The sequence below is a fragment of the Enterobacter sp. PGRG2 genome (assembly GCF_030291195.1).
Lineage (GTDB): Bacteria > Pseudomonadota > Gammaproteobacteria > Enterobacterales > Enterobacteriaceae > Enterobacter_D.
Genome location: NZ_CP127837.1, coordinates 2,874,816 through 2,901,705, shown reverse-complemented (window position 1 = coordinate 2,901,705; position 26,890 = coordinate 2,874,816). Strand labels below are relative to the sequence as shown.

The window sequence follows — 26,890 nt, the reverse complement described above, 5'->3', positions numbered from 1 at the left end:
CTGGATTGCGGTGAAATACTACCGGCTTATGTTACGGGCGGTTACTCCGTCATCGCCTCGCGCCAGAGCTTTTCAATCACGCGCTGCGCCAGCACGGCCTGTTCACCGGCGGTTTCGGGAACCGTCTGATTTTGCACGCATTCGATGAAATGACGGGCGCAACCTACAAATCCGCGCTGCTCAAGCGTGCTCTGCCAGCCGGGCACTGGACGAAGGATCACCCCCTGCCCGCGCTCCTCCCGCCAGTCGCGCATATCGGTAATGTCATACAGGCCGCCGTCGGTCACCGCCTGTACCCACTCGCGCTGGCTGCCGGCGCGGCGATGCATGCTGGTGGTGATCTGCAACTGATCGCGGCTAAAGTGATGTTCGGCGTAGCACATCTGCCCTTCGTCATTGGTGTGCAGCACGCCGCCCTGCAATTGAGCCATGCCGCCTGCCAGCCAGAGGGCGGTGTCCACCACATGCAGATAGTCATCAAGCAGCGTAAAGCGCAGATCGTGCGGGCCGACGCTGTCGCTGCGATGCTTATCCATGCGCAGCGACGCCCCTTTTTCCAGCCGGGTTTTCAGATCGCGGTACAGGGGCGCAAAGCGGCGGTTAAAGCCAACCATCAGCGTCAGCTTTTTGCGCGCCGCCAGCTCCACCAGCCGCTCGGCATCCGCCAGATTATCCGCCAGCGGCTTATCGACGCAGACGTGCACCCCGGCATTTAACAGCTCGCTGACCACTGCATAATGTGAAGCAGTCGAGGTATGCACAAAGACCGCATCGCACTGGCTGGCAAGATGCGCCAGCGAGTCGGCATAGGGCAGACGCCAGCTTTCACATACCGGCAGCGCTTTTTCCCGCGTCGGCGACCAGGCCGCCTGTAGCGTCCAGTCCGTTGCCGCCGCCAGCACCGGCAGCCAGGCTTTTTGCGCGATGCCGCCAAGCCCTACCACACCAATTCGTAATCGGCTCACTTCACTCTCCCGTCTGTGTGAGTAATGGATACGGAGGCTAAAGCGGCCTCGTTGTTCAGCAGATGATGCATAGTCGTCAACGCCCTGCGGTCCAGTCGGTGGCCGTTAACGCCGTCAGCACGTGATCGCGCCACTGGCCGTCGATCAGCAGATAGGCTTTGGCGTAGCCTTCCTTTTCAAAACCGAGACGCGCCAGCAAATCGCCGCTGCGTTTATTGTGCGGCATATAATTGGCCATGATGCGGTGCATATGCTGCGTGCGCTGCATATAGCGGATCGCCGCGCTTAAGGCTTCAAACATTAACCCCTGCCCCTGCCATTTCTGACCAATAGAGTAGCCGAGGTAGCAGGCGTGAAAGGATCCGCGTACGACGTTGGAAAAGTTCGCCACGCCGATGATCTCTTTTTCTTCGGGATCGAGCAGCGCAAAGTAAAAAGCGCTGCCCTGTTTATGGAATTCGTTGATCATGCCGAGGCGGGCCTGCCAGCCGGAAGGATAACAATGGCTGTCATCGCGGATCGGCTCCCAGGGTTTCAGAAACTGGCGATTTTCTGCGTAATAATCGGCCAGCCGCCAGGCATCACGCTCATGCACCAGACGCACTACCAGGCGATCGGTGGTCAGGCGTGCTTTAGGTACGTTACTGCGATAGCCAAACATCAATAACCACTCCTTCCGCTCACGTCTTGTTACCCCTTTTCCTTAACTATACCTGCGCAATGCCGGTCTGTGAAAACAGCAACATACCATTTTCTGCGCCGGAATGGAGTTTCGATGAAGGTCATCAATCAAAGCGGTGGTTTGATGAAAAAATATTGTCGCTGCGGCGGGTGGGAAAATGCTGCGCCACCCCGCAGAATAAGCGGGTGATTTTTTGTTCCCCGGAGGGGAGATGTCCCGCGTATCGCAGGCACGGAGCCTGGGTAAATATTTCCTGCTGATCGACAATATGCTGGTGGTGCTGGGCTTCTTTGTCGTCTTCCCGCTTATCTCTATTCGTTTTGTCGATCAGCTTGGCTGGGCGGCGCTGATGGTGGGTATTGCCCTCGGCCTGCGTCAGTTTGTCCAGCAGGGGCTGGGGATTTTCGGCGGCGCGGTGGCGGATCGCTTTGGCGCCAAGCCGATGATCGTCACCGGTATGCTGCTGCGCGCCGCCGGATTTGCCGCCATGGCGGTGGCGCATGAGCCCTGGCTGCTGTGGTTTTCCTGTATTCTTTCCGGGCTTGGCGGAACGCTGTTCGATCCGCCGCGCTCGGCGCTGGTGGTCAAACTGGTACGTCCCCGGCAGCGCGGCCGCTTTTTCTCGCTGCTGATGATGCAGGACAGCGCCGGGGCGGTGATCGGCGCGCTGCTGGGAAGCTGGCTGTTGCAGTACGATTTCCGCCTGGTGTGCGCCACCGGCGCGGTGCTGTTTATCCTCTGTGCGGGCTTTAACGCCTGGCTGTTACCGGCGTGGAAGCTGTCGACAGTGAAGACGCCGGTGCGCGAAGGGCTACAGCGGGTGCTGCGCGATAAACGCTTTGTGACCTACGTGCTGACCCTGACCGGTTATTACATGCTGGCGGTACAGGTGATGCTGATGCTGCCGATTATGGTCAACGATATCGCCGGATCCCCTGCCGCGGTGAAATGGATGTACGCCATTGAAGCCTGCCTGTCGCTGACCCTGCTCTATCCCATCGCCCGCTGGAGCGAGAAGCGTTTTCGCCTTGAGCATCGCCTGATGGCCGGGCTGCTGCTGATGTCGCTCAGCCTGTTGCCGGTAGGTCTGGTCGGCTCGCTGCAACAGCTGTTTATACTGATTTGTCTGTTTTATCTCGGCGCTATTATCGCCGAACCGGCGCGGGAAACCCTGGGGGCGGATCTGGCTGACGCCCGTGCGCGGGGCAGCTATATGGGCTTTAGTCGACTGGGGCTGGCTTTTGGCGGCGCGCTGGGCTACGCGGGCGGCGGCTGGCTGTTTGACGCCGGAAAACTGTCGGCGCAACCGGAGCTGCCCTGGCTGATGCTGGGGCTAATCGGTCTTGCCACCTTTGTTGCCTTGTGGTGGCAGTTCAGCCAGAAAAGCGCCCGCACAGAGGTGCCGGAGCCAGGCATCTGATTTGAAAGCCGCATTTTTCTCTTCCATACTGAAAGTGAGAACCACAATCATCTGGAGGAGAAACGTGAAGCTCTATATCTACGATCACTGTCCGTTCTGTCTTAAAGCCCGCATGATTTTCGGCCTGAAGAATCTCCCCGTCGAACTGAACGTGTTACTCAACGATGACGAAGCCACGCCGGTGCGTATGATTGGTCAGAAGATGGCGCCGATCCTGCAAAAGGACGACAGCCGCTATCTGCCGGAAAGCATGGATATCGTCCACTATGTTGATCAGCTTGACCATCAGCCGCTGCTCACCGGCGCGCAGAATCCGGCCATTGCCGACTGGCTGCGCAAGGTGAATGGCTATGTGAATCGCCTGCTGATCCCGCGCTTTGCCAAATCCCCCTTTGATGAGTTCGCCACGCCGGAAGCGCGCGCGTATTTTGTGGCGAAAAAGGAGGCGGCTATCGGCGATTTTGCGGAGCACCTCGCCCACTCCGCCGGGCTGGTTAAGAACATCAGCGACGACCTGCGGGCGCTGGATAAGCTCATCGTCAAGCCTAACGCCGTTAATGGCGAACTCTCTGAAGATGACATTCATCTCTTCCCGCTGCTGCGTAACCTGACGCTGGTGTCAGGCATCACCTGGCCGACCCGCGTGGCGGATTACCGCGACAATATGGCCAAACAGACGCAGATTAATCTGCTCTCATCCATGGCAATCTGAGTGTAACGGGACGGGTGCGAAAGCGCCCGTCATGCTTTTCGGTGTTTTCTGCTGGCATGTGCCGCACTGGTGCGGGATGCTCCTTTATGTCACGATTGGCATAAAGGTGTCATGTTGAGGAAACCGATGAAGAAGATAGTCTTAGCCGCCACGCTGATTGTGAGTGGTTTACTCGCCGGGTGTAATCCGTTAACCCAGTACACCGTAAGTGAGCAGGAAATTAATCAGGCGCTGCAAAAACGTAACGATTTCTCCCGCGATATTGGCGTGCCGGGCGTGGCGGACGCGCACATTGTGCTGCGTAATCTGAGCAGCGCGATTGGCCGCGAAGAGCCCAATAAAGTCACCCTTACCGGCGATGCGAATCTGGATATGAATTCCCTTTTCGGCAGCCAGAAGGCCACCATTGCGCTGAAGCTGAAAGCGCTGCCGGTTTTCAATAAAGAGAAAGGCGAAATCTACCTGCAGGAGATGGAAGTGGTGGATGCCACCGTCACGCCGCAGAAAATGCAGAGCGTCATTCAGACGTTAATGCCCTATCTTAATCAGTCGCTGCGTAACTACTTTAACCAGCAACCCGCCTATGTGCTGAGGGAAGACAGCAGCCAGGGGGAAGCGCTGGCGAAGAAGTTTGCGAAAGGGCTTGAAGTCAAACCCGGCGAAATCGTCATCCCTTTTACTGACTAACCCAGGGGCGCCAGGCGCCCTTTTTTATGCGTCCTGTGCGGAAAAGGGATGCAAACGAAAACGTTTACGCCTATCCTTTGTGCCCGGCATAAAACCAGCCATCACTGACTGATTACCACGCAAGCCGGAGCGCACTCATGACAGCACAACCCCAGGTTTTGAAAATCCGCCGCCCAGACGACTGGCACATTCATCTTCGTGACGGCGATATGCTGAAAACGGTCGTGCCCTACACCAGTGAGCTGTATGGCCGGGCGATCATCATGCCGAACCTGGTGCCGCCCATCACTACCGTTGATGCCGCCATCGCCTATCGTCAGCGCATTCTGGACGCTGTCCCCGCCGGACATAACTTCACGCCATTAATGACCTGCTATCTGACCGATACGCTGGATCCGGACGAAATCGAGCGCGGCTTTAACGAAAAGGTGTTTACCGCCGCCAAGCTTTACCCGGCTAACGCCACCACCAACTCCAGCCACGGCGTGACCAGCATTGACGCCATTATGCCGGTGTTGACGCGTATGGAAAAACTGGGCATGCCGCTGCTGGTGCACGGTGAAGTCACGCACGCGGACATTGATATTTTTGACCGGGAAGCGCGCTTTATCGACACCGTGATGGAGCCGCTGCGTCAGCGTCTGCCCGGTCTGAAAGTGGTGTTTGAACACATCACCACCAAAGATGCCGCCGACTATGTGCGCGACGGCAATGAGCTGCTGGCCGCCACCATTACCCCACAGCACTTGATGTTTAACCGCAACCATATGCTGGTGGGCGGCGTGCGCCCGCACCTGTACTGCCTGCCGATCCTAAAGCGTAATATCCACCAGCAGGCGTTGCGTGAACTGGTCGCCAGCGGTTTTACGCGCGCTTTCCTTGGCACCGACTCGGCCCCCCATGCCCGTCATCGTAAAGAAGCAAGCTGTGGTTGTGCAGGCTGCTTTAACGCGCCGACGGCGCTGGCAAGCTATGCCACGGTGTTTGAGGAGATGGGGGCGCTTGCGCACTTCGAAGCCTTCTGCTCGCTGAATGGTCCGCGTTTTTACGGCCTGCCGGTCAATGAGAGTTTCGTGGAGCTGGAGCGTCAGGAGGAGCAGGTGCCGGAAAGCATTGCCCTTACCGATGACACCCTGGTGCCCTTCCTCGCCGGAGAAACCGTGCGCTGGCGCGTGAAGCGTTAAAAATTCGCTGCCCCCTGTTGTAAATGCAGGGTAATGACTGTATAAATAACCAGTACATTATACAGGGGGCTACTATGCGTATCGAAGTGACTATCGCCAGAACCACCGCCTTACCGCCGGGCGCTATTGATGCGCTGGCTCAGGAACTCTCCCGCCGCGTCTGTGACGACTATCCGCACAGCGAAGGCAAAGTTTCAGTACGTTTCGCCGCCGCCAACAGCCTGACGGTGTTCGGCGCAGCGAAAGAAGATAAAGACCGCGTCAGCGAAATTCTCCAGGAAACCTGGGAAAGCGCCGATGACTGGTTCAGACAGGATTAAACTACAACCTCACTAAGCAGTACCCTCATTGTTCTTCTTGCCGGGTCGCCCCGGCTTTTTTGCATTTTTTTCCGCCATTTCCTTATTGAAATCAGAGGATGGTGAAAAACAGCCCGTATCTCCTGCCCGTTTCTTTCAAAAAAATTTAAATAAAAAGACGGAATTGCCGATAGTTCTAATAATTAACGCATTCACGTTAATTATTGATATACTTAAGCTGCTTCAGAAAAACACGCATTGAACCTCAATAATCGTTGTATTCACGTACGCAAATGGGGGTTGAAATGGTTAAAAATAATGAAGTCATTCAAACTCATCCGCTCGTAGGGTGGGACATCAGCACCGTAGACAGTTACGATGCCATGATGCTGCGTTTGCACTATCAGACCCCAAGCCAGCCCGACCGTGATGACACTGAGGTCGGCCAGACGCTGTGGCTCACCACTGAAGTTGCCCGTCAGTTTATTTCGATTCTGGAAGCAGGGATCGCCAAGATCGAATCCGGTGACTATCAGGCAGATGAGTATCGCAGACACTAGATCGTGAGTATCTTCTGTCCTCCAGGCACCCATTCGGGTGCCTGATTTATTTCTGGCTTGTATATCCCATACAGGTTAATTACTCTCCTGCCTGAAGAATTTGCCAGGAGAGCGTAATGAAATATGACCTGATTATCGTCGGCAGCGGCTCTGTAGGGGCTGCGGCAGGCTACTATGCCACACGCGCCGGGCTGAATGTCCTGATGACCGACGCCTGGCTGCCGCCTCATCAGCACGGCAGCCATCATGGTGACACCCGCCTTATCCGCCACGCCTATGGTGAAGGCGAGAAATATGTTCCGCTGGTGCTGCGCGCCCAGAGCCTGTGGGATGAGCTTGCCGCTGACAGCGGTGAAGCGGTCTTTGAACGCACCGGCGTCATCAACCTGGGTCCTGCGGATTCCGCTTTCCTCGCAAACGTGGCGCAAAGCGCCCGTGAATTTAATCTTGACGTCGAACGCCTCGATGCGGCAGCGCTGATGGCGCGCTGGCCGGAGATCCGCGTCCCTGAAGGGTATATCGGTCTGTTTGAGTCACAGTCCGGCTTTCTGCGCAGCGAACTGGCGGTGAAAACCTGGATCCGCCTCGCCCGTGAAGCGGGCTGCGCCCAGCTGTTTAACTGCCCGGTTACCGCTATCCATCATCATGATGACGGCGTCACCATTGACACCGCCGACGGTCAGTACAGCGGCGCGAAGCTGCTGGTGAGCGCCGGCACCTGGGTCACGCGGCTGCTCCCCTCCCTGCCGGTGCAGCCGGTACGCAAGATTTTCGCCTGGTATCAGGCCGATGGCCGTTACAGCGCCAAAAACAACTTCCCGGCCTTTACCGGCGAGATGCCCTCCGGCGATCAGTTCTACGGTTTTCCGGCTGAGGATGACGCGCTGAAGATCGGCAGGCATAACGGCGGACAGATTATCGCTTCAGAAGAGGAGCGCACGCCCTTTGGCAGCGTGGCTACCGATGGTTCGGAAGCCTTTCCTTTCCTGCGTCAGTTCCTGCCGGGCATTGGCTGCTGTCTGCACGGCGCGGCCTGCACCTATGATAATTCCCCGGACGAGGACTTTATCATCGACACCCTGCCGGGCCATGACAACACGCTGCTGGTCAGCGGACTGAGCGGGCATGGCTTCAAGTTCGCGCCGGTGCTGGGTGAAATTGCCGCCCGTTTTGCCGCCGGGCAGACGCCATCTTTTGATCTGACGCCTTTCGCCCTTAGCCGTTTCGATAAATCCTGATACCGCAGGCCCGCCCGTCGGGCCTGTTTTCATTATCTGATCCCCGGTAACGCGATGCGTCGTATATTTGAATTTTTTATGAATAATATCCGCGAGCATTTTATGCTCTATCTCATTTTCTGGCTGGTGCTGGGCATACTGGATATTATCTACCTCTTTTATATTGATTAATCCCCTGACAAAAATTGACATTTCCTGAAGATCTGCACTTTTCTGGCCAGTATTTTTGAATGAGGGTTATAACTTATAACCCCCTGTTGTAGCGCCTGCCACCACTCCGGACCGCAATTTATAACGAAATCATTGAATGCCAAAGCCATCAATACATCAATAAAAATGAACAAGTAAAAATATTGTTTATTTTTGTTATTTATAAGTTGCAATATTATTTTCGCCGCGCCATTTTACTTTCACCTTGTTATTTAAAACGGACATTTATATGCAATGGCGTAATTCTCCCCGCCGTTACGGCGTGCTGTCGATGACACTCCACTGGGTGATGGCGCTGGTGGTGTATGGCATGTTTGCCCTGGGATTATGGATGGTGACGCTCAGCTATTATGACGGTTGGTATCACCAGGCACCTGAACTGCACAAAAGCATCGGCATTCTGCTGATGATGGGGCTGGTGGTGCGTCTGCTCTGGCGCTGGATCTCGCCGCCGCCTGCGGCGCTGAAATCCTGGTCGCGCACCACCCGTCTGGCCGCCGTCGCCGGACATGTCGCACTCTATACTCTGCTGTTCGCCATTGTTTTCAGTGGTTACCTGATCTCCACCGCCGACGGAAAACCCATCAGCGTTTTCGGCTGGTTCGAGATCCCCGCCACCTTTGCCGACGCCGGGGTTCAGGCGGATCTGGCAGGTGAAATCCATCTATGGCTGGCCTGGGGCGTGGTGATCTTCTCCGCGCTGCATGCGCTTGCCGCTCTCAAGCACCATTTCATTGATAAAGATGACACCCTCAAGCGCATGCTGGGTAAATCATCCCCTGACTCCGGAGTATGACGATGAAGAAAAGTATTACCGCCCTCGCCCTGAGCGCCCTGCTGTTCACTACCGGCTCCGCCGTAGCAGCAGATTATAAAATTGATAAAGAGGGCCAGCACGCCTTCGTTAACTTCCGTATTCAGCACCTGGGCTACAGCTGGCTGTACGGTACGTTTAAAGACTTTGACGGCACTTTCACCTTCGATGAGAAAAACCCGGCGGCGGATAAAGTGAACGTCACCATCAATACCAACAGCGTGGACACTAACCATGCCGAGCGTGATAAGCACCTGCGCAGCGGCGAGTTCCTGAACGTGGCGAAATTCCCGCAGGCGACCTTTGCGTCAACCGCAGTGAAGAAAGACGGCGATGCGCTGGATATTACCGGTGATCTTACGCTGAACGGCGTCACAAAACCTGTCACGCTGAAAGCGAAACTGATCGGTCAGGGCGATGATCCCTGGGGCGGCGTACGCGCGGGCTTTGAAGCGGCGGGTAAAATCAAGCTGAAAGATTACAACATCACTACCGATCTCGGTCCGGCGTCTCAGGATGTGGATCTAATTATTTCGGTGGAAGGCGTGCGTAAGAAGTAATGCAGAATGATTGCCGGGTGCGCAGCTGCGTCACCCGGCAACAATTTATTCCGGATCGGGGATCCCAAGCTGGGTATTCAGACGACCACGGGATTTGTTGAAGATTTTATTGCCGTTTTCACGACCAGCCCGACGGCGACGCTGTTCTTCTTCCGGCAGCGCCCGCTCCTCCTGACACAACACACTGCAACAGCCGCTGAACTTCTCGGCACAGGCCGGACACTGAATAAACAGCAGATGACAACCGTCATTCAGACAGTTGGTATGGCTGTCGCACGGCGCGCCGCACTGATGACACTGAGCGATCACATCGTCGGAAATACGCTCGCCCATGCGTTCATCAAAGACAAAGTTTTTACCGATAAAGCGCACCGGCAGTCCCTGCTCGCGGGCGCGACGGGCGTACTCGATAATGCCGCCTTCGATATGCCAGACTTTGTTGAAACCGTTATGCTTCATCCAGGCGCTGGCTTTTTCGCAGCGAATGCCGCCGGTGCAGTACATGACAATTTTCTTGTCTTTGTGCTCCTGCATCATCTCAACGGCTTTCGGCAGCTGTTCGCGGAACGTGTCCGCTGGAATTTCGAGCGCATCTTCAAAATGCCCCACTTCGTATTCGTAGTGGTTGCGCATATCAATAAATACCGCGTCAGGATCGTCCAGCATGGCGTTTACTTCCGCCGCCTTCAGATAATCCCCAACATTGCTGGCATCAAACGTCTCATCTTCAATGCCATCGGCGACGATACGGTCGCGCACTTTCATGCGCAGCACCCAGAAAGATTTTCCGTCATCATCCAGCGCGACGTTCAGTCGCAGACCATCCAGCGCCGGATCAAAGGCATAGAGGCAGTCACGCAGCGCATCAAACTGACTTTGCGGCACGCTGATTTGCGCATTGATGCCTTCATGTGCTAAATAAATGCGCCCGAAAACATTTAACGCCGTTAATGCCTGATAGAGGGCATCGCGCGTGGCTTTCGGATCGGAGATAGTGAAATACTTATAGAATGAGACCGTGGTGCGCGGCTCGGCTTCCGCCAGCATACGCGCCTTCAGCTCCTCATTCGAAATGCGGTTGTGTAACACTGGCATGGTGTACTTATCCTGCAATAACGAGAGATGGGTGAAAAACGGGCAGCATCATATAGCAAATACTGTTAATTTACATCCATACATTTTGCGCTACATTTCACTCACCAGAAAAAATACCAGGCAACGAGGCTCTGGAAAGAACGTTTTCTCCGCCATAAACGTCGGTGAATTTATCTTAGTGCGAAGGCATTAACGCACGGCTTGTCGAATCACAGGAATGACATGACACATCTACCCAAATTTTCCACCGCCTTACTTCATCCGCGCTACTGGTTAACCTGGCTTGGTATTGGTTTGCTGTGGCTGCTGGTTCAGCTCCCTTACCCGGTGATTTATCGGATGGGTACAGGTCTTGGCCATCTGGCGATGCGCCTGATGAAGCGTCGTGTGCATGTCGCTACCCGTAATCTGGAGCTTTGCTTCCCGGAAATGAGCCAGGCGGCGCGCCACGACATGGTGGTAAAGAATTTTGAGTCGGTGGGCATGGGCCTGTTTGAAACCGGCATGGCCTGGTTCTGGTCGGACAAACGTATCGCCCGCTGGGCGGACATCATCAACTTTGAGCCGGTCTATGAACTGCAACGTCAGAAACGCGGCATTCTGCTGATCGGGGTGCATTTTCTGACCCTCGAACTGGGCGCACGTATGTTTGGTATGCAGACGCCGGGGATCGGTGTTTATCGCCCGAATGACAACCCGGTAATCGACCTGCTGCAAACCTGGGGACGCCTGCGCTCCAATAAAACCATGCTCGACCGCAAGGATTTGAAAGGCATGGTGCGGGCGCTGAAAAACGGCGAAGTGGTGTGGTACGCGCCGGATCACGACTATGGCCCGCGCGCCAGCGTGTTCGTGCCCTTTTTCGCCGTAGATCAGGCCGCGACCACATCCGGCACCTGGATGCTGGCGAGAATGTCCCAGGCGAGTATCGTTCCCTTTGTACCGCGCCGTAAACCCGGCGGTAAGGGCTACGAACTGGTGATGCTGGATCCGCAAAACGATCCGCCGCTGGATGACGCCGAAACCACCGCCGCCTGGATGAACGGCGTGATCGAAAAATGCATCATGATGGCCCCTGAGCAGTACATGTGGCTGCATCGTCGCTTCAAGACCCGTCCGGAAGGCGTTCCTTCCCGTTATTAGCATTCATCTATAAGCCGGGGAAGCGGCAGCGCCACCCGGCAACTTCTCTCCCCCCCCCCGCTTTAAGCTTTAAGCGCTCTCCGGTTTGCGGCCCCTTCTCCCCAGGCGTATGATTAGCAGGCTTACTATTTAAACCTGTTAACGCCTGCAACCGGACGGTTATGTCACCCTCAGCGACGCCCCTTAACTGGAAACGGAATCTTGCCATTGCCTGGATCGGCTGCTTTCTCACCGGCGCGGCCTTCAGCCTTGTGATGCCTTTTCTGCCGCTCTACATAGAGCAGCTGGGCGTCAGCGGCCACAGCGCGCTCAATATGTGGTCCGGTCTGGTGTTCAGCATCACCTTTCTTTTCTCAGCTGTCGCTTCCCCGCTGTGGGGCGGTCTGGCGGATCGTAAAGGCCGCAAACTGATGCTGCTGCGCTCGGCCCTCGGCATGGCGGTGGTAATGATGCTGATGGGTCTGGCGCAGAATATCTGGCAGTTGCTGGCGCTGCGCGCCTGTCTCGGTTTGCTGGGCGGGTTTATCCCTAACGCCAATGCGCTGATCGCCACGCAAATGCCGCGCAATAAAAGCGGCTGGGCGCTGGGCACACTATCAACCGGCGGCGTCAGCGGGGCGCTGTTAGGCCCGCTGGCGGGCGGACTGCTGGCGGATAGCTACGGTTTGCGCCCGGTGTTTTTCATCACCGCCGCCGTGCTGTTCATCTGCTTTTTACTGACGCTGTTTTGCATCCGCGAAAACTTCACGCCGGTGGCGAAGAAAGAGATGCTGCACGTACGGGAAGTCATTGGTTCGCTGAAAAGCCCCAGACTGGTGCTGAGCCTGTTTGTCACCACCATGATTATCCAGGTTGCCACCGGCTCCATTGCGCCCATCCTGACGCTGTACGTACGCGATCTGGCGGGGGACGTCAGCAACATCGCCTTTATCAGCGGCATGATCGCTTCGGTGCCCGGCGTGGCGGCGCTGCTCAGCGCCCCGCGGCTGGGTAAACTGGGAGATCGCATCGGGCCGGAAAAAATCCTTATCGCCGCGCTGATGGTGTCGATTTTGCTGCTGATCCCGATGTCCTTTGTACAGACGCCGGTTCAGCTGGGCATATTACGTTTTCTGCTTGGCGCGGCGGACGGCGCACTGCTGCCAGCCGTACAGACGCTGCTGGTCTATAACTCAACCAATCAGATTGCCGGGCGCATCTTCAGCTATAACCAGTCGTTCCGCGATATCGGTAACGTCACCGGCCCGCTGCTTGGCGCGGCGGTCTCGGCCAGCTATGGCTTCCGCACAGTATTTCTGGTCACCGCCTCGGTGGTGATGTTCAACGTGATCTACTCCTGGCTGAGCCTGCGGCGGCGTCGTCGGGAAGCTACGGCGATGTGATGATGCTTAATTTTGCCTGATCGCCCTTGCACTTTCCGATCTTCAACTATTCTTTCCCTGAACATCACATCCAATTACAGGGAGAAGACAATGACTATGTATGCCACGCTGGAAGAAGCCATTGATGCTGCACGTGAGGAGTTTCTGGCGGCGAATCCGGAACTGGATGAAGAAAACGCCAACATACAGCAGTTTAACATCCAGAAGTATGTGCTTCAGGATGGTGAGATCATGTGGCAGGCAGAGTTTTTAGCTGAAGAGAGCGATGACGGTGAATGTCTGCCGATGCTTACCGGTGAAGCCGCGCAGAGCGTGTTTGACCGTGATTTCGATGAGATCGAGATCCGTCAGGAGTGGCTGGAAGAAAACACCCTGCATGAGTGGGACGAAGGCGAATATCAGCTTGAGCCGCCGCTGGACACCGAGGAAGGCCGCGCGGCAGCCGACGAGTGGGATCAGCGCTGATTATTCATAAGGGCCGTGATGCGCATCCAGCGGCAGCAACAGCGTGTCGAATACCAGCGAGAACGGTAGATCGAGCACCGTAAGGTACCGCCAGCCTGAATCGCGAACGTCCCATTGCACGCCGGGGTAGTACTGGTTACCGTGACCCTGCCCCGGCAGGGTACGACTGATAATGCTGCCGCAACCGCTCAGCAACAGCGCCATAATGGCGACAGCGAAAATTTTCACGCCTCCCTCCTTATTCATTCAGACAAAAAAATACCGGCCTGCTGGCCGGTATTTTCCTTAATGTGCGGCTTACTTACCGTTGAGCGCCTGCGGGTTCAGCCGCAGCGCCTCGTAATGGCTGATCCACGACGAGTAACGCTCCGGGGCCGCCCACACGCGGTAATGCATACGTGACAGGGTGACCGGGTCGCTCAGCAACACCAGCCGACGATCGCGCGTCAGTTTATCCGGCGTTTCGTTCAGCGCCTGCTCAACATGACGATCGCGGGCGATTTCCAGCACCTGGCTTGCACGGTGACGGGCAGTGGCCATGGCAGTGGCAAGGGCGTTAAATGACGGGTTAAACACCGCGTGCATAAAGCCGTCGTCCAGCGCGCGGGCGCGGTTGATGGTCAGATATTTATCGGTATCCACCAGCACCTGCGGCGGGGAATACTCTTCCGGGATAAGGAACAGTTTCCAGCGTTTGGTGCGCAGACCGACAGTGGCACGGCTCGAAATCACCGACACGAACGGCGACAGGATCAGCGAGAAAACGATAGGCGCCAGCCAGAACAGGAAGCGCAGATCCAGCCACGCCATACCGGCGGCCCATACCAGGCCCAGCAGCAGCTGCGAGCCATGACGCATAAAGGCTTCACCCCATGGGGTGGAGTCGTCGTCGCGCTGTGGCGAGTTCCAGACCACTTCCCAGCCGAGGAAGGCGCTGACCACAAACACCGTGTGGAACAGCATACGCACCGGCGCGAGCAGCACGGAGAACAGCACTTCCAGCAGCAGCGACAGGGTCACGCGCAGGAAACCGCCGTACTCTTTCGGCCCTTTGCACCACACCAGAATGATACTGAGCAGCTTCGGCAGGAACAGCAGCACCATGGTGGACGCAAAGAGCGCGATCGCCAGCTCCGGACGCCACTGCGGCCACACCGGGAACAGCTGGCGCGGTTGCAGGAAGTATTGCGGTTCGGTCAGCGCATGCACCACCTGTAAAGCAGTTGAAAGCGCGAGGAACATAAACCACAGCGGCGCGGACAGATAGGACATCACGCCGGTCAGGAACACCGCACGGTGTACCGGATGCATGCCTTTCACCAGGAACAGGCGGAAGTTCATCAGGTTGCCGTGGCACCAACGACGGTCACGCTTGAGTTCATCCAGCAGGTTCGGCGGCAGCTCTTCATAAGAGCCAGGCAGATCGTAGGCGATCCACACCCCCCAGCCCGCACGGCGCATCAGCGCGGCTTCCACAAAGTCGTGAGACAGGATAGAGCCCGCAAAAGACCCTTCACCCGGCAGCGGCGCCAGCGCACAGTGCTCAATGAACGGCTTCACGCGGATAATGGCGTTGTGCCCCCAGTAGTGGGATTCACCCAGTTGCCAGAAGTGCAGCCCGGCGGTAAACAGCGGACCGTACACGCGGGTGGCGAACTGCTGGCAGCGCGCATAGAGCGTATCCATGCCCGAGGCTTTTGGCGAAGACTGGATAATACCGGCGTTAGGATTGGCTTCCATCAGACGCACCAGACCGCTCAGACAGTCACCGGTCATCACGGAGTCGGCGTCCAGCACCACCATATAGCTGTACTGATTACCCCAGCGACGGCAGAAGTCATCGATGTTACCGCTTTTACGTTTTACGCGGCGACGACGGCGACGATAGAAGATCTGCCCTTCGCCCTGCACTTCCGTGATTAGCTCCATCCAGGCTTTCTGCTCGGCTACGCAAATATCCGGGTTGTAGCTGTCGCTCAGGATATAGACGTCAAAATGCGCGGCATTGCCGGTGGCTTTAACCGATTCCCAGGTCGCACGCAGACCCGCGTATACGCGATCCACGTCCTCGTTACAGATCGGCATGATCAGCGCAGTACGGTGTTCCGGATTAAGGGGTTCATCCCCGACCGTCGAGTGCGAAATGCTGTATTTGTCTTTACCGATGAGCAGCTGTAAGAAGCCCATCAGCGCGGTCCAGAAACCAGCCGATACCCAGCAGAACAGCACGGCAAACAGGATCAGAATGCCGGTTTGCAGTACGTAAGGCAGCAGCTGCATGGCTGACACCAGCAGATCCTGGCCTACCATATCGGTCGGGTTGATCAGCGCCCAGCCCTGATAAGGCAGGATGGTTTTCATGTACCAGGTGGCGACCACCGTCTGGGAGATCGTCAGCAGCAGTAAAATGTAGCGACGGATCGTCCCCATCATACGCCACTGTTTTTCGCTCTCCTGCTGCTCTTTGGTCAGACGGGACAGGTAGCGCGGCGGCACATCGCGGCCGCGCAGACGATCCCAGAAACGACCAATCGGGTTAGTACGCCACTGTTCAGGGAACATGGAAGAACGCGTGGCTTTCGGCATCGCCTCAAGCTGGGTGCGTCCTTCATCGTCTTTGATCAGTTGACCTTCGCCGAGGGACTCGGGCCAGACCTGTTGCAGACGCGTCTGCACCGAGCCGAGCGGGGTGTCATCGTCCCGCTCGAAATGACGGTGCTCAGCATCCAGCGCTTCGTGCACGGCGCGCAGGTCCGTGGTCGGCAGCGCCGCTTTCTCAATATCTGAAAGCGGCAGCACGTCGATATACTCAGTAGTCTTATTCATTGGCAGGTAGCTGATAGCTCCAGGTTTCACTCAGCGGCTGCTCGCCATTCACCAGCGCAGCACGCATATCGGTCGTCGCTTTAGGATCTTTCACCTTCACGCGCAGGGTTAAACGCCAGCCATGCGTGACCGGGTTATAGCGCACGGCTTGTTCAACGATTTCGCCGTTATCGCCAATGCTGGCCTGCGCCGTCACCGGCGTGTCCTGCGGCAGTTTTTTCATATCCTGGCCGACGAAGTCCACCACGAAAGCGATGGTGCCATCCGGCTGACGAATAAGGTTAGATTGCTTGACGTCACCGGTGGAACGACGGGTTTGCAGCGCCCAGGCGTTATCCGGCGCATGCAGTTTGTCTTCATCGCGGCTAAAGGTGATGCTGTACCTGAAGTTCATCTCTTTACCCGGCTCCGGAAGCTGATCCGGTGTCCAGTAAGCGACGATGTTATCGTTGGTTTCATCGTTGGTCGGGATTTCAACCAGCTCGATTTTGCCTTTGCCCCAGTCGCCCTGCGGAGTGACCCAGGCGCTTGGACGCAGATCGTAGCGGTCATCCAGATCTTCGAAGCGGGAGAACTGACGGCCACGCTGCAACAGGCCAAAGCCCTGCGGGTTTTCCATGGCGTAGCTGCTGACGGCCAGATGTTTCGGGTTGTTCAGCGGACGCCAGATCCATTCGCCGTTACCGGCATGAATCGACAGACCGTTAGAGTCGTGCAGCTCCGGACGGAAGTTGGTGGTCGGCGACGGTTGACCCGGCCCAAACAGGAACATACTGGTCAGCGGGGCAACGCCCAGTTTACCCACTTTGTCGCGCAGATAGACCTTCGACTGCACGTCAACCACGGTATCGCGACCCGGAATGATCACAAAGCGGTAAGCGCCCGCCGCACGTGGGGAGTCCAGCAGCGCATAAATGGTCAGGCGTTTGTCGGTCGGTTTTGGACGCTCGATCCAGAACTCGCGAAAACGCGGGAACTCTTCGCCAGACGGCAGCGCGGTATCGATAGCCAGACCGCGGGCCGAGAGGCCATAAGTCTGACCCGCGCCAATAACGCGGAAATAGCTCGCGCCCAGCATACTGACGATTTCGTCGTTTTTGTCTTTGCTGTTGATAGGATACAGCACTTTAAATCCGGCAAATCCCAGATCCTTGACGGTGTCCTTGTCATGCTGGACGTTGCCGAAATTGAAGTAATCCGGGCTGTATTTAATTTTACGCACGGCGGTCGAGGTCACTTCATTGACGGTGACAGGCGTGTCGAAGTACATACCCTGATGATAGAATTCGAGCTTGAATGGGGTTTTAACGTTATTCCAGTAAGCTTTCTCGTGATTGAACTGGATCTGCTGATAGTCCGCGTATTTCATATCGCGGAAAACAGAAGGCAGGTTGCTTTTAGGGGCTTCATAGCCTTTACCGGCTAATGACTGTGCCTGTTTTGCTACATCATCGAGGGTAAAAGCCCAGCCCGATGAGGAGTACAGGGATAACAGTACCGCTGCGCCTAACCAACGCATTTTCATCACTTGTTGTTTATGTTTCATATAACTAAGCACTTCCCCCTTTGTGTGCTTAAATCGATCCATCCATTTTAATGGAAGTTCTGGCATTCCGACAACTTAATCCCGGCTTTGTTCGCGCGCTGGCTCAGTGTGTAAGCAAATGAAAGTCCACCATTATCAATTACGCGTTTATCCTGGAGACAGATTGTCTGACTTAGTGTAGGGTTGCCACCGAATGTACCCTTTATTTAGCCTATGGAATAAGGCGAAAAGTCTGATACTGCATGGAGTTATATGAGCAAAATCCCTGCACAGCGTGAGTATTTTCTGGATTCCATCCGCGCGTGGTTGATGTTACTGGGAATCCCCTTTCATATCTCACTTATTTACTCCAGCCATGTCTGGCACGTTAACAGCGCCAGCCCGTCCTGGGGCCTGACCCTGTTTAATGATTTTATTCATTCGTTCCGCATGCAGGTCTTTTTTGTCATATCCGGCTATTTCTCCTACATGCTGTTTCTGCGTTACCCGGTGAAACGCTGGTGGAAAGTGCGCGTCGAACGTGTCGGCATTCCGATGTTAACCGCCATTCCGCTGCTCACCCTGCCGCAGTTTATGATGCTGCAACATGTTAAAGGTAAAACGGAAAGCTGGCATACGCTGTCGGCCTATGACAAATACAACACCCTGATCTGGGAACTGATTTCTCACCTGTGGTTCCTGCTGGTGCTGGTGGTGCTGACCACCCTTGGCGTCTGGCTGTTTGGCGTGATCCAGCGCCGTCTCAAACCCGGTAAATTTTTCACTGACATCGGCATGGGTAAACTCACGCTGCTGTTTTTGCTGCTCGGCGTGCTCTATGCCGCGCTGCGCCGCACGCTGTTAATCGCCTGGTCGCCTATCCTCAGCGATGGCCTGTTTAATTTCACCGTCATGCAGACGCTGTTTTATGTGCCGTTCTTTCTGCTGGGCGCGCTGACCTTTATCAGTCCACGACTCAAAGATCTCTTTACCACTCCCTCCCCCGCCTGTCTGCTGGGCTCGGCGCTGGCGTTTTGCGCCTACCTGCTCAATCAGCGCTATGGCAGCGGCGATGCCTGGATGTATGAAACGGAAAGCGTGATTACGATGGTGATGGGCCTGTGGATGGTTAACGTGGTGTTTTCGCTGGGACATCGTCTGCTGAATTTCCAGTCATCCCGCGTTACCTATTTCGTCAATGCGTCGCTGTTTATTTATCTGGTGCACCATCCGTTAACGCTGTTTTATGGCGCATGGATCACCCCGCACATTCACTCTAATCTGCTGGGCTTTATGACGGGACTGGTATTTGTGGTGGGCGGCGCGCTGATCCTCTATGAAGTTCATCTGCGCATTCCGCTGTTGCGTTTCCTGTTCTCCGGTAAGCCGCAACAGCAGCCGGTAAAAAGCCAGGCCTGATAACCTATGTGGCTACTCGTCCTCTAGAGTAGCCACTCTACCGGCAGACGGTAGACAAAGCGCACCAGCATACGCTGCCAGAAGCGGGTTTTCGGCTCTTTTTTGTGAACGATTTCCTGCCCGTCTTTCTGCTCGATCCAGTTAATGCGCCCCCAGCGGTCAAGACGCAGCTCCCAGGCCACATCCCGCTGGCTTTGCACAAAGCGCTGGTGGATACGGGCCGCCAGCGGTTCGCTGTCGATAACAAAACCCATCTCCGTATTCAGCATCGCCGAACGCGGGTCGAAATTAAACGAGCCGATAAATACCTTACGCTCGTCAATGCTGAAGGTTTTGGCGTGCAGACTGGAGCCGGAGTTACCGGTCAGGCCACGGTCATGGGGATGGCGGCCCCCTTCATGGGTGGGTTTCAGTTCATACAGCGCCACGCCGTGACGCAGTAATTTTTTGCGCCAGCGGGCGTAACCGGCATGCACCACGGCGACATCATTGGCGGCCAGCGAATTGGTAAGAATGGCGATTTTGACGCCCTTGCGCACCAGTTGCAGCAATTGCGCCACACCGGAGCGCGTGGGGACAAAATAGGCCGAACAGATATCGATTTGCTGCTCCGGCATGCCCATCACGTTGACGAGGCGCTGCGGCAACAGCGTATGATTTCGCGCCCGACCCTGACCTTTACGCGGATCGTCGCTCAGCAGGCGGGTTTTCGCCCACATCATCGGCAGCGAGTTGGTTTCCAGCAGCGTGGCGAAGCGGGTGGATTCCAGTTTGTTCAGGTAACGTTTCGCGGTGACATCGCTGTACCAGGATTCCGGGATGCGGATATGCCGGACGATGTCCTCTTCAGCGATATCCAGCACATCCTGTAGCGTGGAAACCGATTTACAGGTCCAGTAACGCTCAAAATCGTCGGTGACATCTTTCACCACCGGCCCTATCGCCAGCACATCCAGATCGGTAAACAGCGGTTGCTCCCCCGCGCCGAAATAGGCATCGCCGATATTTCTGCCGCCAACCAGCGTCACCACGCCGTCAACCGTGAAGCTTTTGTTATGCATACGCCGGTTCAGGCGGGCAAAATCAGTGAGATAGCCCAGCGCCCGCAGGGTGCGAAAAGAAAAGGGATTGAATAAGCGCAGCTCGACGTTGGGATGCGCGTCCAGAATGCGCAGCGTGTCATCCATGCCGACGGTATTGTTATCGTCCAGCAACATGCGCACCTTCACGCCGCGGCTGGCAGCATCCAGGATGACGGACAGCAGCAGCCGTCCTGACATGTCGTCTTCCCAGATGTAATACTGAATGTCGAGAGTCTGTTCGGCCATCTCAACGAGCCGGTAGCGGGCGGCGAAGGCGTCGAGGCTGTCATCCAGCACCAGTAAACCGCACTCCCCTGGATGGGCCGCGCAGACCGGGGCTATTGCCAGCCCCAGTCGTGTATTATTCGCCGCCTCCTTCTCCCTGTTGGGTAAGGAGGCGCTGGTAAAGTCGGGTAGTTTCATCGTCATAACAGACAAAGTATACCTCGCCAAACGAAGGGCGACGGGTGAGAAATTCCGAAACTGTATTGACCGCAATTTCTGCTGCCGCCGCTTTCGGGTAGCCGTATATCCCGGTACTGATAGCCGGAAACGCTATCGAGTGATAACCATTTGCCTCCGCCAGCTTCAGGCTGTTGCGATAGGCATCTTCCAGCAGCCGCGCTTCATGGTGATCGCCGCCATGCCACACGGGCCCTACGGTGTGGATCACCGCCTTTGCCGGTAGCGCCCCTGCAAGGGTGATCACCGCATGACCGGGCGGACACTCGCCCTGCTGTTGACGCACCACTTTACAGGCCTCGAGTAAAGCTGGCCCCGCCGCACGATGGATAGCGCCATCCACACCGCCACCGCCCATCAAAGAGGGATTTGCCGCATTGACTATGACATCCACCTGTTGCGTGGTGATGTCACCCTTAATAACCTTTATACGCGAGTGCATGATCGTCTCTCTTAACCGGGTTCACAGGGTAAGTGTACAGCAGTGTTTTACCGCTGACAGGGATATTGTCTTACCAGTCATTGCTGAAAGAGGAGCAGATCAGCTCGTCCCGCCCCACTGCTGCGACAGGCGCAGTGATTGCCCGTCGGTAACGGTGACGGTAATGGAGACGTTATCCTGCGGTGAAAGCGTCATACGTAAACGGGATAACGCAGTGAGCTGATGCGCCGGGATGGTGACGGTATGACGCTGCACCGAGGTGCTTTGTCCGCCGTTGCCGGTGCGGACGGCGCTGATCTGCACCTGGCAGACACAGGACTGGGCGAGCGTCACCTGCGGCGTAATGGTGTAGATGTCACCGTTCTGTACGGTATCAAAGGTTATCTGGCTGGAGAGCGCCGCCAGCAATAATAGTGGATGCATAGGTTTCTCCGGATGAAAAAAAACAGGGCCGGAGCCCTGTTCTTTTCTACTGCTGAAGTCTTAGTACTGGTTAGCGGTAGCGTTGTTACCAAAACCAACCTGGCGAACTTCCACGAAGGAGTTAGAGGCAGTCTGGTTAACCAGCGCGCCGTTCAGCACGCCGTGCTGGTTGACGTTGATTTCAGAATCACGGCTGTTCCACTGGTCGATAGTGGCGTTGTTGCGTGAGCCAGTCTGCGTCAGTTCGATGGTGCTGTCGTCCGAACCCTGACCTACGTCAGCGCCGTTACCAGTACCATTCTGGGTAATGGTCAGGCTGGAATCACGGGCGTCAGTTTGCAGTGCCAGCGCAGCGTTAGTGCTACCGTACTGGAAAATACCCAGTTCTGAATTCGGGCCGCTATTGTGACCGCCGTGACCATACTGCGGAATGGAGCCTGCAAAAGCACTGCCAGAAACAACGATCGCTGCCACAACTGCCACTTTGATAAATTTCATGGTAAACCCCCATCGGATTGATATGTAAGCGTCTCAATGCTTTCAACGTTGGGTAACGCGAATAGCCATTTGCGACTGCCTCTGCACTACGACTGCTGTTTTTTGCGTACCAAATTGCGTAATATTCGCTCTGTTACCCGAACCTTTCTGGATAATCATCGCGGTATTACCGTAAGCCCCTTGCGTAATAGTCGCGTCATTGGAATTACCCGTCTGATCGACATACGCAAGGTTGTAATTTCCTGACTGCTGAACCTGTGCCCGGTTATTTCCACCGTCCTGTGAAACCACCGCCAGTAATTTCGATCCCTGCTGGCTTAGCTGAGCGCTGTTATTGTTACCCTGCTGACCGATAATGGCTGCTTTGTTATAAGAAGCCCTGCTCAGTTCATTCACCGCAAAGTTATATTCTGAAGATGCCAGATCGTAACCTGCCGCTAAGGTAATTCCAGGCGCACTCAACATTGCCAACACCATAAATAACAGTCTGTTTTTCATGCTGTCACCTGGACCTGATTGTCATTCATAAATAATGTCTGCCGGGGTCATTAACGTATTTCAATATTTGTTAACGCCTCGTAACAGTGGAGAGTATGTGCGGAGAAATATCTTAAATATCTCACCTGCGATTCGTATTTTTATCCATATGCTCACCTTAAAGCATGAGAAGGGGCGGAGGGCTTTCTGGCATTTATTGCACTTCTGTCACAATTCGCACCAAACACCAATACCTTTACAATACCAGAGGATTATTTTCGCGCTTTGCATAGAACTTTTGAACGTTTACAAAGAAGATTTTTACAGAATCTGTCACCACGCGACTTTTTCTTTACGATGTGGTCACATTAAAAAAGGGGAATTGGTAATTTAATATTAGTGCACAATTAAATTTTAACATATTTAATATATCGCATTAATTATCAATTAGTTACATGAAAAATTTGTGACATTAAATTTGATACACAAGTATTAACTTGTACAACTTAACCATTAAAACGGATGGATAAAAACACGCAAAAAACACATTTAATAATTTAATTTTACATTCTGTTACATGTTTAACACTTGATTTAAGGTTGGTAATGACTAGATTGAAACCAGCAGTATGTTTTTACTTTGTTAATTTTGCCCACTAACGGGCTTATTATTTTATTACACACAGCAGTTCAACATCTGTCAGTACTTCTGGGTCTCCATATTGTCATGGGGATAGGCTGCGGATGTACCTAAATGCGGAGTTTCATCATGTTTAATGAAGTCCAGAGTTTACATGCTCAGTCAATCTTGCTGATCACTAAACCCTCATTACAGGCTACAGCTTTATTACAACATTTAAAAAACTCCCTGGCAATTACAGGGAAACTCCATAATATTCAACGATCTCTGGATGATATTAATCCTGGCAGCGTGATCCTCTTTGATATGATGGAAGCGGATAAAAAACTTATCCAGTACTGGCAGGAAAATTTAAGCCGTAAAAACAACAATATAAAATTGTTGTTACTGAATACCCCCGACGAGTACCCCTTCCGCGACATTGAAAACTGGCCGCATATCAACGGGGTTTTTTATGTGACCGAAGATGAATCGCATGTGGTGGACGGCCTGCAAAGCGTCCAGCGCGGCGAATGCTACTTCTCACAGAAACTGGCCAGCTACCTCATCACCCACTCGGGTAATTATCGCTATAACAGCGCTGAGTCCGCCTTACTCACGCATCGTGAGAAAGAGATCCTCAATAAGCTGCGCATCGGCGCCTCGAACATCGAGATTGCCCGCGCCCTGTTTATCAGCGAAAACACGGTTAAAACGCATCTGTATAACTTATTTAAAAAGATCTCGGTTAAAAACCGTACGCAGGCGGTCTCCTGGGCTAACGATAACCTCAGGCGTTAGCATCATGAAACCTTACATAGCCTGGCTTGCAGCCGCAGAACTTCTGCTGGCTGCCGGGAACCTGTACGCGGTTGAAGTGGAAGTGCCGGGATTGCTGACTGACCACACGGTGTCATCGGTGGGACACGATTTCTATCGTGCATTTAGCGATAAATGGGAAAGCAGTTATACGGGTAATTTAACCATCAATGAACGCCCAAGTGCGCGCTGGGGCAGCTGGATCACCATTACGGTTAATCAGGATCTGGTTTATCAGACCTTTTTATTTCCGACCAAACGCGATTTCGACAACAACGTAAATATCGCGATAGCGCAAACCGAAGAAGCACTGGATCGCCGGCAAATTGATCAGGCTCTGCTCAGTACCGGCGATCTGGCGAAAGACGAATACTAAAACCTAATAATTTTCCGGAGGCTGTCATGCGTATCGCTTGTGCCGTTGTCACCCTTATGCTTATTTCCCCGCTGTGCTCGGCAGGAAATATGACCTTTCAGTTTCGCAATCCTAATTTTGGAGGGAATCCAAATAACGGCGCGTTTTTATTGAATAGCGCCCAGGCGCAAAACTCTTATAAAGATCCCAGTTATGACGATGATTTTGGTATTGAAACGCCGTCAGCGCTGGATAACTTTACCCAGGCTATTCAGTCGCAGCTGTTGGGCGGCCTGCTGACCAATATAAATACCGGCAAACCAGGCCGGATGGTCACCACCGATTTTATTGTCGATATCGCTAATAACGACGGGCAATTACAGCTAAACGTCACCGACCGTAAAACGGGCAAAACATCGACCATTCAGGTGGCCGGTTTACAAAGCAATTCGACCGATTTTTAACACACAGCTACTACAGGACAATGACTATGCAGCGCTTACTTATTTTACTGGCGGTGTGTTTATTGAGCGGATGTTTGACCGCTCCGCCAAAAGAAGCGGCCAAACCGACCCTGATGCCACGGGCGCAGAGTTTTCGCGACTTAACGCATCTGCCACCCCCTTCCGGCAAAGTCTTTGTGTCGGTGTATAACATTCAGGATGAAACCGGGCAGTTTAAAGCCTATCCGGCGAGTAACTTCTCCACGGCGGTGCCGCAGAGCGCCACGGCGATGCTGGTCACGGCGCTGAAGGATTCCCGCTGGTTTATCCCGCTGGAGCGTCAGGGTCTGCAAAACCTGTTAAACGAGCGCAAGATTATCCGCGCCGCCCAGGAAAACGGCACGGTGGCGATGAATAATCGCGTTCCCCTGCAATCGTTGACGGCGGCAAACGTGATGATCGAAGGCTCGATTATTGGCTATGAAAGCAATGTAAAATCGGGCGGCGTGGGGGCGCGATACTTTGGTATTGGCGGCGATACGCAGTATCAGCTCGATCAGGTGGCGGTAAACCTGCGCGTGGTTAACGTCAGCACCGGCGAGATCCTCTCGTCAGTCAACACCAGCAAAACGATTTTGTCTTATGAAGTCCAGGCGGGCGTGTTCCGCTTTATTGATTATCAACGTCTGCTGGAGGGGGAAATTGGCTATACCGCTAATGAACCAGTAATGCTGTGCCTGATGTCAGCCATTGAAACCGGGGTGATCTTCCTGATCAATGACGGTATCGATCGCGGGCTGTGGGATTTGCAAAGCCCCGGCGAAGTGAAAAACGCCGTGCTACAGAAATACCGCCAGATGGCCGTACCGCCTGAGTCCTGATAATAATAATGTGCGCGGGCGTGGCGGTTTTCGTCACGCCTTTTTTATTCCGCTGCCACCGCGCCAGAACTTTCTTTAGCCCGCCGCCCTGCCAGCCACAGTCCGCCATTTTTCATCGCGAAACCAAACAGCAGCCCGACCAGTAAAGATGGCAGCACCAGCCGCCAGTCCCCCTGCCCTGCAAAGGTTGCGCAGGCGCCGATAAAGGTGCCAGGCACAAAGGACAACAGTACATTTTTGGCCTGCATACACATGAAAAAGGCCACCACGCCGGTGATGGCATAGCCGGCGATCGACAACTGCGGCAGCATGGCGCTGCTGTGGATAATCAGTTGCGCCCAGGCGACACCGCTCAGCAACGTGCACAGCGTAATAAGCAGGCCTTTAAACCCGCCCTGCGGACAGGCGAAATAGGCCGTCGAGCCGAGAAAACCCGCCCAGCTTAACAGTCCAAGCGTGACAGCCACCCAGCCCCAGAGCGCGGACAGAACGCCGGTAGTGAGTGCGATTGAAAAGAGTATGTTCATGGCGCGCATCTTAGCAGATACGCGCCGGTGAGATGAGATCTGCCGCACGTTATTTGCAATAACGAATTGTTCGTTACATCCAATAAGTGATGGTGATCACATTATTCTGCGGTATCGTCCTGCAAATCGTCCCACATGGCTGCCAGCGCATCGCGTGTCAGGGATGCCATGGTACGCCAGAAAGGAGTGGTGGCGTGGGCTTCGACCTTACCCAGGAAGGTGCCGCACCACGGGAGAAGGTAATCGCCAAACAGGATTTCCAGCGCTTCACTCTCATCCTCGCCTGCATTGTCCTCCAGCCAGGATGCCGCCAGTAGCAGCAGGCCAAAATGATCGGCAGGCGCATCCGTCAGCGGCATACCTCGTTCGGTCAAAAATGCTCTGACGTCCGCCTGGGTTGTGCCTTCCACCCATGCGCTGCGGTATGGCGACACTTTGCAGTCGTCGCCAACAAACAGCGCGTCGTAGTCTGCGGTCAGCGCAGGCAGATCCGCGCTGGCCTGTAAGCGCGCCAGCAGCTCATCCTGCTCCAGCGGCCAGTTCTCTGCCAGCTTGCCCTCGCGGATCAGCGTATACAGCGGGGCCAGCACCGGATCCTGCGGCTGACGATAGTAAAGCGAGCCCAGCATGCGGCAGAGGATTGAAAACTCATTCATTCGTTGATTCCATAACAGACA

At 54.8% G+C, this 26,890-nt stretch carries 31 protein-coding genes; 18 read left to right on the top strand and 13 right to left on the bottom strand.

Annotated elements, in window-relative coordinates; all coding sequences use genetic code 11:
- Nucleotides 1–41: 41 nt before the first annotated feature.
- Complete coding sequence (locus QRD42_RS12840) at nt 42–965, bottom strand: Gfo/Idh/MocA family protein (RefSeq protein WP_318374564.1); 924 nt, start codon at nt 963–965, stop codon at nt 42–44.
- A 76-nt stretch (nt 966–1,041) separates the two neighbouring features.
- Complete coding sequence (rimJ, locus tag QRD42_RS12835; RefSeq protein WP_072568134.1) at nt 1,042–1,626, bottom strand: ribosomal protein S5-alanine N-acetyltransferase; 585 nt, start codon at nt 1,624–1,626, stop codon at nt 1,042–1,044.
- Between the two features lie 232 nt (nt 1,627–1,858).
- Between rimJ and mdtH the strand changes: the two genes are divergently transcribed.
- The 10 genes from mdtH to QRD42_RS12785 all read left to right on the top strand — a co-directional run bounded on the left by mdtH (nt 1,859) and on the right by QRD42_RS12785 (nt 9,331).
- Nucleotides 1,859–3,067 carry a multidrug efflux MFS transporter MdtH gene (mdtH, locus tag QRD42_RS12830; protein ID WP_321987285.1) on the top strand — a complete coding sequence of 403 codons (1,209 nt, stop codon included), beginning with the start codon at nt 1,859–1,861 and terminating at the stop codon, nt 3,065–3,067.
- Between the two features lie 64 nt (nt 3,068–3,131).
- Nucleotides 3,132–3,779, top strand: a complete 648-nt coding sequence (gene grxB, locus QRD42_RS12825; RefSeq protein ID WP_072568132.1) for a glutaredoxin 2 — start codon at nt 3,132–3,134, stop codon at nt 3,777–3,779.
- A 126-nt stretch (nt 3,780–3,905) separates the two neighbouring features.
- The gene (locus tag QRD42_RS12820; RefSeq protein WP_072568131.1) at nt 3,906–4,466 is read left to right on the top strand and encodes a lipoprotein; all 561 of its coding nucleotides are present in this window, start codon (nt 3,906–3,908) and stop codon (nt 4,464–4,466) included.
- 137 nt (nt 4,467–4,603) lie between these two features.
- Nucleotides 4,604–5,650: a dihydroorotase gene (gene pyrC, locus QRD42_RS12815; RefSeq protein ID WP_321987284.1), complete on the top strand. Its 1,047-nt coding sequence runs from the start codon at nt 4,604–4,606 to the stop codon at nt 5,648–5,650.
- A gap of 74 nt (nt 5,651–5,724) precedes the next feature.
- Nucleotides 5,725–5,970 carry a DNA damage-inducible protein I gene (gene dinI, locus QRD42_RS12810; protein ID WP_072568129.1) on the top strand — a complete coding sequence of 82 codons (246 nt, stop codon included), beginning with the start codon at nt 5,725–5,727 and terminating at the stop codon, nt 5,968–5,970.
- A 284-nt stretch (nt 5,971–6,254) separates the two neighbouring features.
- Nucleotides 6,255–6,509, top strand: coding sequence for a biofilm formation regulator BssS (gene bssS, locus QRD42_RS12805; protein ID WP_072568127.1), 255 nt, complete (start codon nt 6,255–6,257; stop codon nt 6,507–6,509).
- A gap of 116 nt (nt 6,510–6,625) precedes the next feature.
- Nucleotides 6,626–7,747: an N-methyl-L-tryptophan oxidase gene (solA, locus tag QRD42_RS12800; protein WP_321987283.1), complete on the top strand. Its 1,122-nt coding sequence runs from the start codon at nt 6,626–6,628 to the stop codon at nt 7,745–7,747.
- A 54-nt stretch (nt 7,748–7,801) separates the two neighbouring features.
- Nucleotides 7,802–7,918: a YceO family protein gene (locus QRD42_RS12795; RefSeq protein ID WP_072568125.1), complete on the top strand. Its 117-nt coding sequence runs from the start codon at nt 7,802–7,804 to the stop codon at nt 7,916–7,918.
- Between the two features lie 268 nt (nt 7,919–8,186).
- Nucleotides 8,187–8,753, top strand: coding sequence for a cytochrome b (locus QRD42_RS12790; RefSeq protein WP_318374569.1), 567 nt, complete (start codon nt 8,187–8,189; stop codon nt 8,751–8,753).
- A 2-nt stretch (nt 8,754–8,755) separates the two neighbouring features.
- Nucleotides 8,756–9,331, top strand: a complete 576-nt coding sequence (locus tag QRD42_RS12785; protein WP_321987282.1) for a YceI family protein — start codon at nt 8,756–8,758, stop codon at nt 9,329–9,331.
- Between the two features lie 45 nt (nt 9,332–9,376).
- Here QRD42_RS12785 and QRD42_RS12780 read toward each other — a convergent pair whose 3' ends face one another.
- Complete coding sequence (locus QRD42_RS12780; RefSeq protein ID WP_072568122.1) at nt 9,377–10,426, bottom strand: rhodanese-related sulfurtransferase; 1,050 nt, start codon at nt 10,424–10,426, stop codon at nt 9,377–9,379.
- A 222-nt stretch (nt 10,427–10,648) separates the two neighbouring features.
- Here QRD42_RS12780 and QRD42_RS12775 point away from each other — a divergent pair, with 222 nt between their 5' ends.
- From QRD42_RS12775 to QRD42_RS12765, 3 genes are all read left to right on the top strand, one after another.
- Nucleotides 10,649–11,569 carry a Kdo(2)-lipid IV(A) acyltransferase gene (locus QRD42_RS12775; protein ID WP_321987281.1) on the top strand — a complete coding sequence of 307 codons (921 nt, stop codon included), beginning with the start codon at nt 10,649–10,651 and terminating at the stop codon, nt 11,567–11,569.
- A gap of 161 nt (nt 11,570–11,730) precedes the next feature.
- Nucleotides 11,731–12,951: a multidrug efflux MFS transporter MdtG gene (gene mdtG / locus QRD42_RS12770; RefSeq protein ID WP_321987280.1), complete on the top strand. Its 1,221-nt coding sequence runs from the start codon at nt 11,731–11,733 to the stop codon at nt 12,949–12,951.
- A 90-nt stretch (nt 12,952–13,041) separates the two neighbouring features.
- On the top strand, nt 13,042–13,416 hold the full coding sequence (locus QRD42_RS12765) for a MysB family protein (protein ID WP_072568119.1): 375 nt from the start codon (nt 13,042–13,044) through the stop codon (nt 13,414–13,416).
- Here the strand turns inward: QRD42_RS12765 and QRD42_RS12760 are convergent, their stop codons facing one another.
- The 3 genes from QRD42_RS12760 to mdoG are packed head-to-tail and all read right to left on the bottom strand — an operon-like array spanning nt 13,417 to nt 17,770.
- Nucleotides 13,417–13,662: a YceK/YidQ family lipoprotein gene (locus QRD42_RS12760; protein ID WP_412176332.1), complete on the bottom strand. Its 246-nt coding sequence runs from the start codon at nt 13,660–13,662 to the stop codon at nt 13,417–13,419.
- Nucleotides 13,663–13,713: 51 nt separating this feature from the next.
- Nucleotides 13,714–16,242, bottom strand: coding sequence for a glucans biosynthesis glucosyltransferase MdoH (mdoH, locus tag QRD42_RS12755; RefSeq protein ID WP_321987279.1), 2,529 nt, complete (start codon nt 16,240–16,242; stop codon nt 13,714–13,716).
- Entirely contained in the window at nt 16,235–17,770 is a 1,536-nt protein-coding gene (gene mdoG, locus QRD42_RS12750) for a glucans biosynthesis protein MdoG (RefSeq protein ID WP_158684913.1), read from the bottom strand. The genes mdoH and mdoG overlap by 8 nt, the downstream gene beginning before the upstream one ends.
- Before the next feature lie 270 nt (nt 17,771–18,040).
- Between mdoG and mdoC the strand changes: the two genes are divergently transcribed.
- Nucleotides 18,041–19,186, top strand: a complete 1,146-nt coding sequence (mdoC, locus tag QRD42_RS12745) for a glucans biosynthesis protein MdoC (protein WP_321987278.1) — start codon at nt 18,041–18,043, stop codon at nt 19,184–19,186.
- A gap of 23 nt (nt 19,187–19,209) precedes the next feature.
- Here the strand turns inward: mdoC and QRD42_RS12740 are convergent, their stop codons facing one another.
- The 5 genes from QRD42_RS12740 to csgB form a co-directional block, all read right to left on the bottom strand.
- Nucleotides 19,210–20,697 (bottom strand): phospholipase D family protein, encoded by a 1,488-nt coding sequence (locus tag QRD42_RS12740; RefSeq protein ID WP_072568114.1) that lies wholly within the window; start codon nt 20,695–20,697, stop codon nt 19,210–19,212.
- Nucleotides 20,630–21,172 carry an O-acetyl-ADP-ribose deacetylase gene (ymdB, locus tag QRD42_RS12735; RefSeq protein ID WP_321987276.1) on the bottom strand — a complete coding sequence of 181 codons (543 nt, stop codon included), beginning with the start codon at nt 21,170–21,172 and terminating at the stop codon, nt 20,630–20,632. Before ymdB ends, QRD42_RS12740 begins: the two co-directional genes overlap by 68 nt.
- Nucleotides 21,173–21,271: 99 nt before the next feature.
- On the bottom strand, nt 21,272–21,595 hold the full coding sequence (gene csgC, locus QRD42_RS12730; RefSeq protein ID WP_072568112.1) for a curli assembly chaperone CsgC: 324 nt from the start codon (nt 21,593–21,595) through the stop codon (nt 21,272–21,274).
- 60 nt (nt 21,596–21,655) lie between these two features.
- Nucleotides 21,656–22,093 carry a curli major subunit CsgA gene (gene csgA / locus QRD42_RS12725; RefSeq protein ID WP_072568111.1) on the bottom strand — a complete coding sequence of 146 codons (438 nt, stop codon included), beginning with the start codon at nt 22,091–22,093 and terminating at the stop codon, nt 21,656–21,658.
- Between the two features lie 42 nt (nt 22,094–22,135).
- Entirely contained in the window at nt 22,136–22,591 is a 456-nt protein-coding gene (gene csgB / locus QRD42_RS12720; protein ID WP_072568110.1) for a curli minor subunit CsgB, read from the bottom strand.
- 747 nt (nt 22,592–23,338) lie between these two features.
- On the opposite strand from csgB, the gene csgD reads away from it, so the two are divergent.
- The 4 genes from csgD to csgG are packed head-to-tail and all read left to right on the top strand — an operon-like array spanning nt 23,339 to nt 25,686.
- A complete protein-coding gene (gene csgD, locus QRD42_RS12715; RefSeq protein ID WP_072568109.1) occupies nt 23,339–23,989 on the top strand; it encodes a biofilm master transcriptional regulator CsgD in 651 nt (216 codons plus the stop codon).
- A 4-nt stretch (nt 23,990–23,993) separates the two neighbouring features.
- Nucleotides 23,994–24,383, top strand: a complete 390-nt coding sequence (gene csgE / locus QRD42_RS12710) for a curli production assembly/transport protein CsgE (protein ID WP_072568108.1) — start codon at nt 23,994–23,996, stop codon at nt 24,381–24,383.
- 26 nt (nt 24,384–24,409) lie between these two features.
- Entirely contained in the window at nt 24,410–24,826 is a 417-nt protein-coding gene (gene csgF, locus QRD42_RS12705; protein WP_072568107.1) for a curli production assembly/transport protein CsgF, read from the top strand.
- A gap of 26 nt (nt 24,827–24,852) precedes the next feature.
- Nucleotides 24,853–25,686, top strand: coding sequence for a curli production assembly/transport protein CsgG (gene csgG, locus QRD42_RS12700; RefSeq protein ID WP_072568106.1), 834 nt, complete (start codon nt 24,853–24,855; stop codon nt 25,684–25,686).
- A gap of 44 nt (nt 25,687–25,730) precedes the next feature.
- Here the strand turns inward: csgG and QRD42_RS12695 are convergent, their stop codons facing one another.
- Together QRD42_RS12695 and QRD42_RS12690 are read right to left on the bottom strand one after the other, a co-directional pair.
- Complete coding sequence (locus tag QRD42_RS12695; RefSeq protein WP_321987275.1) at nt 25,731–26,213, bottom strand: DUF1097 domain-containing protein; 483 nt, start codon at nt 26,211–26,213, stop codon at nt 25,731–25,733.
- Nucleotides 26,214–26,314: 101 nt separating this feature from the next.
- Nucleotides 26,315–26,869 carry a molecular chaperone gene (locus tag QRD42_RS12690; protein WP_321987274.1) on the bottom strand — a complete coding sequence of 185 codons (555 nt, stop codon included), beginning with the start codon at nt 26,867–26,869 and terminating at the stop codon, nt 26,315–26,317.
- Nucleotides 26,870–26,890: the final 21 nt, after the last annotated feature.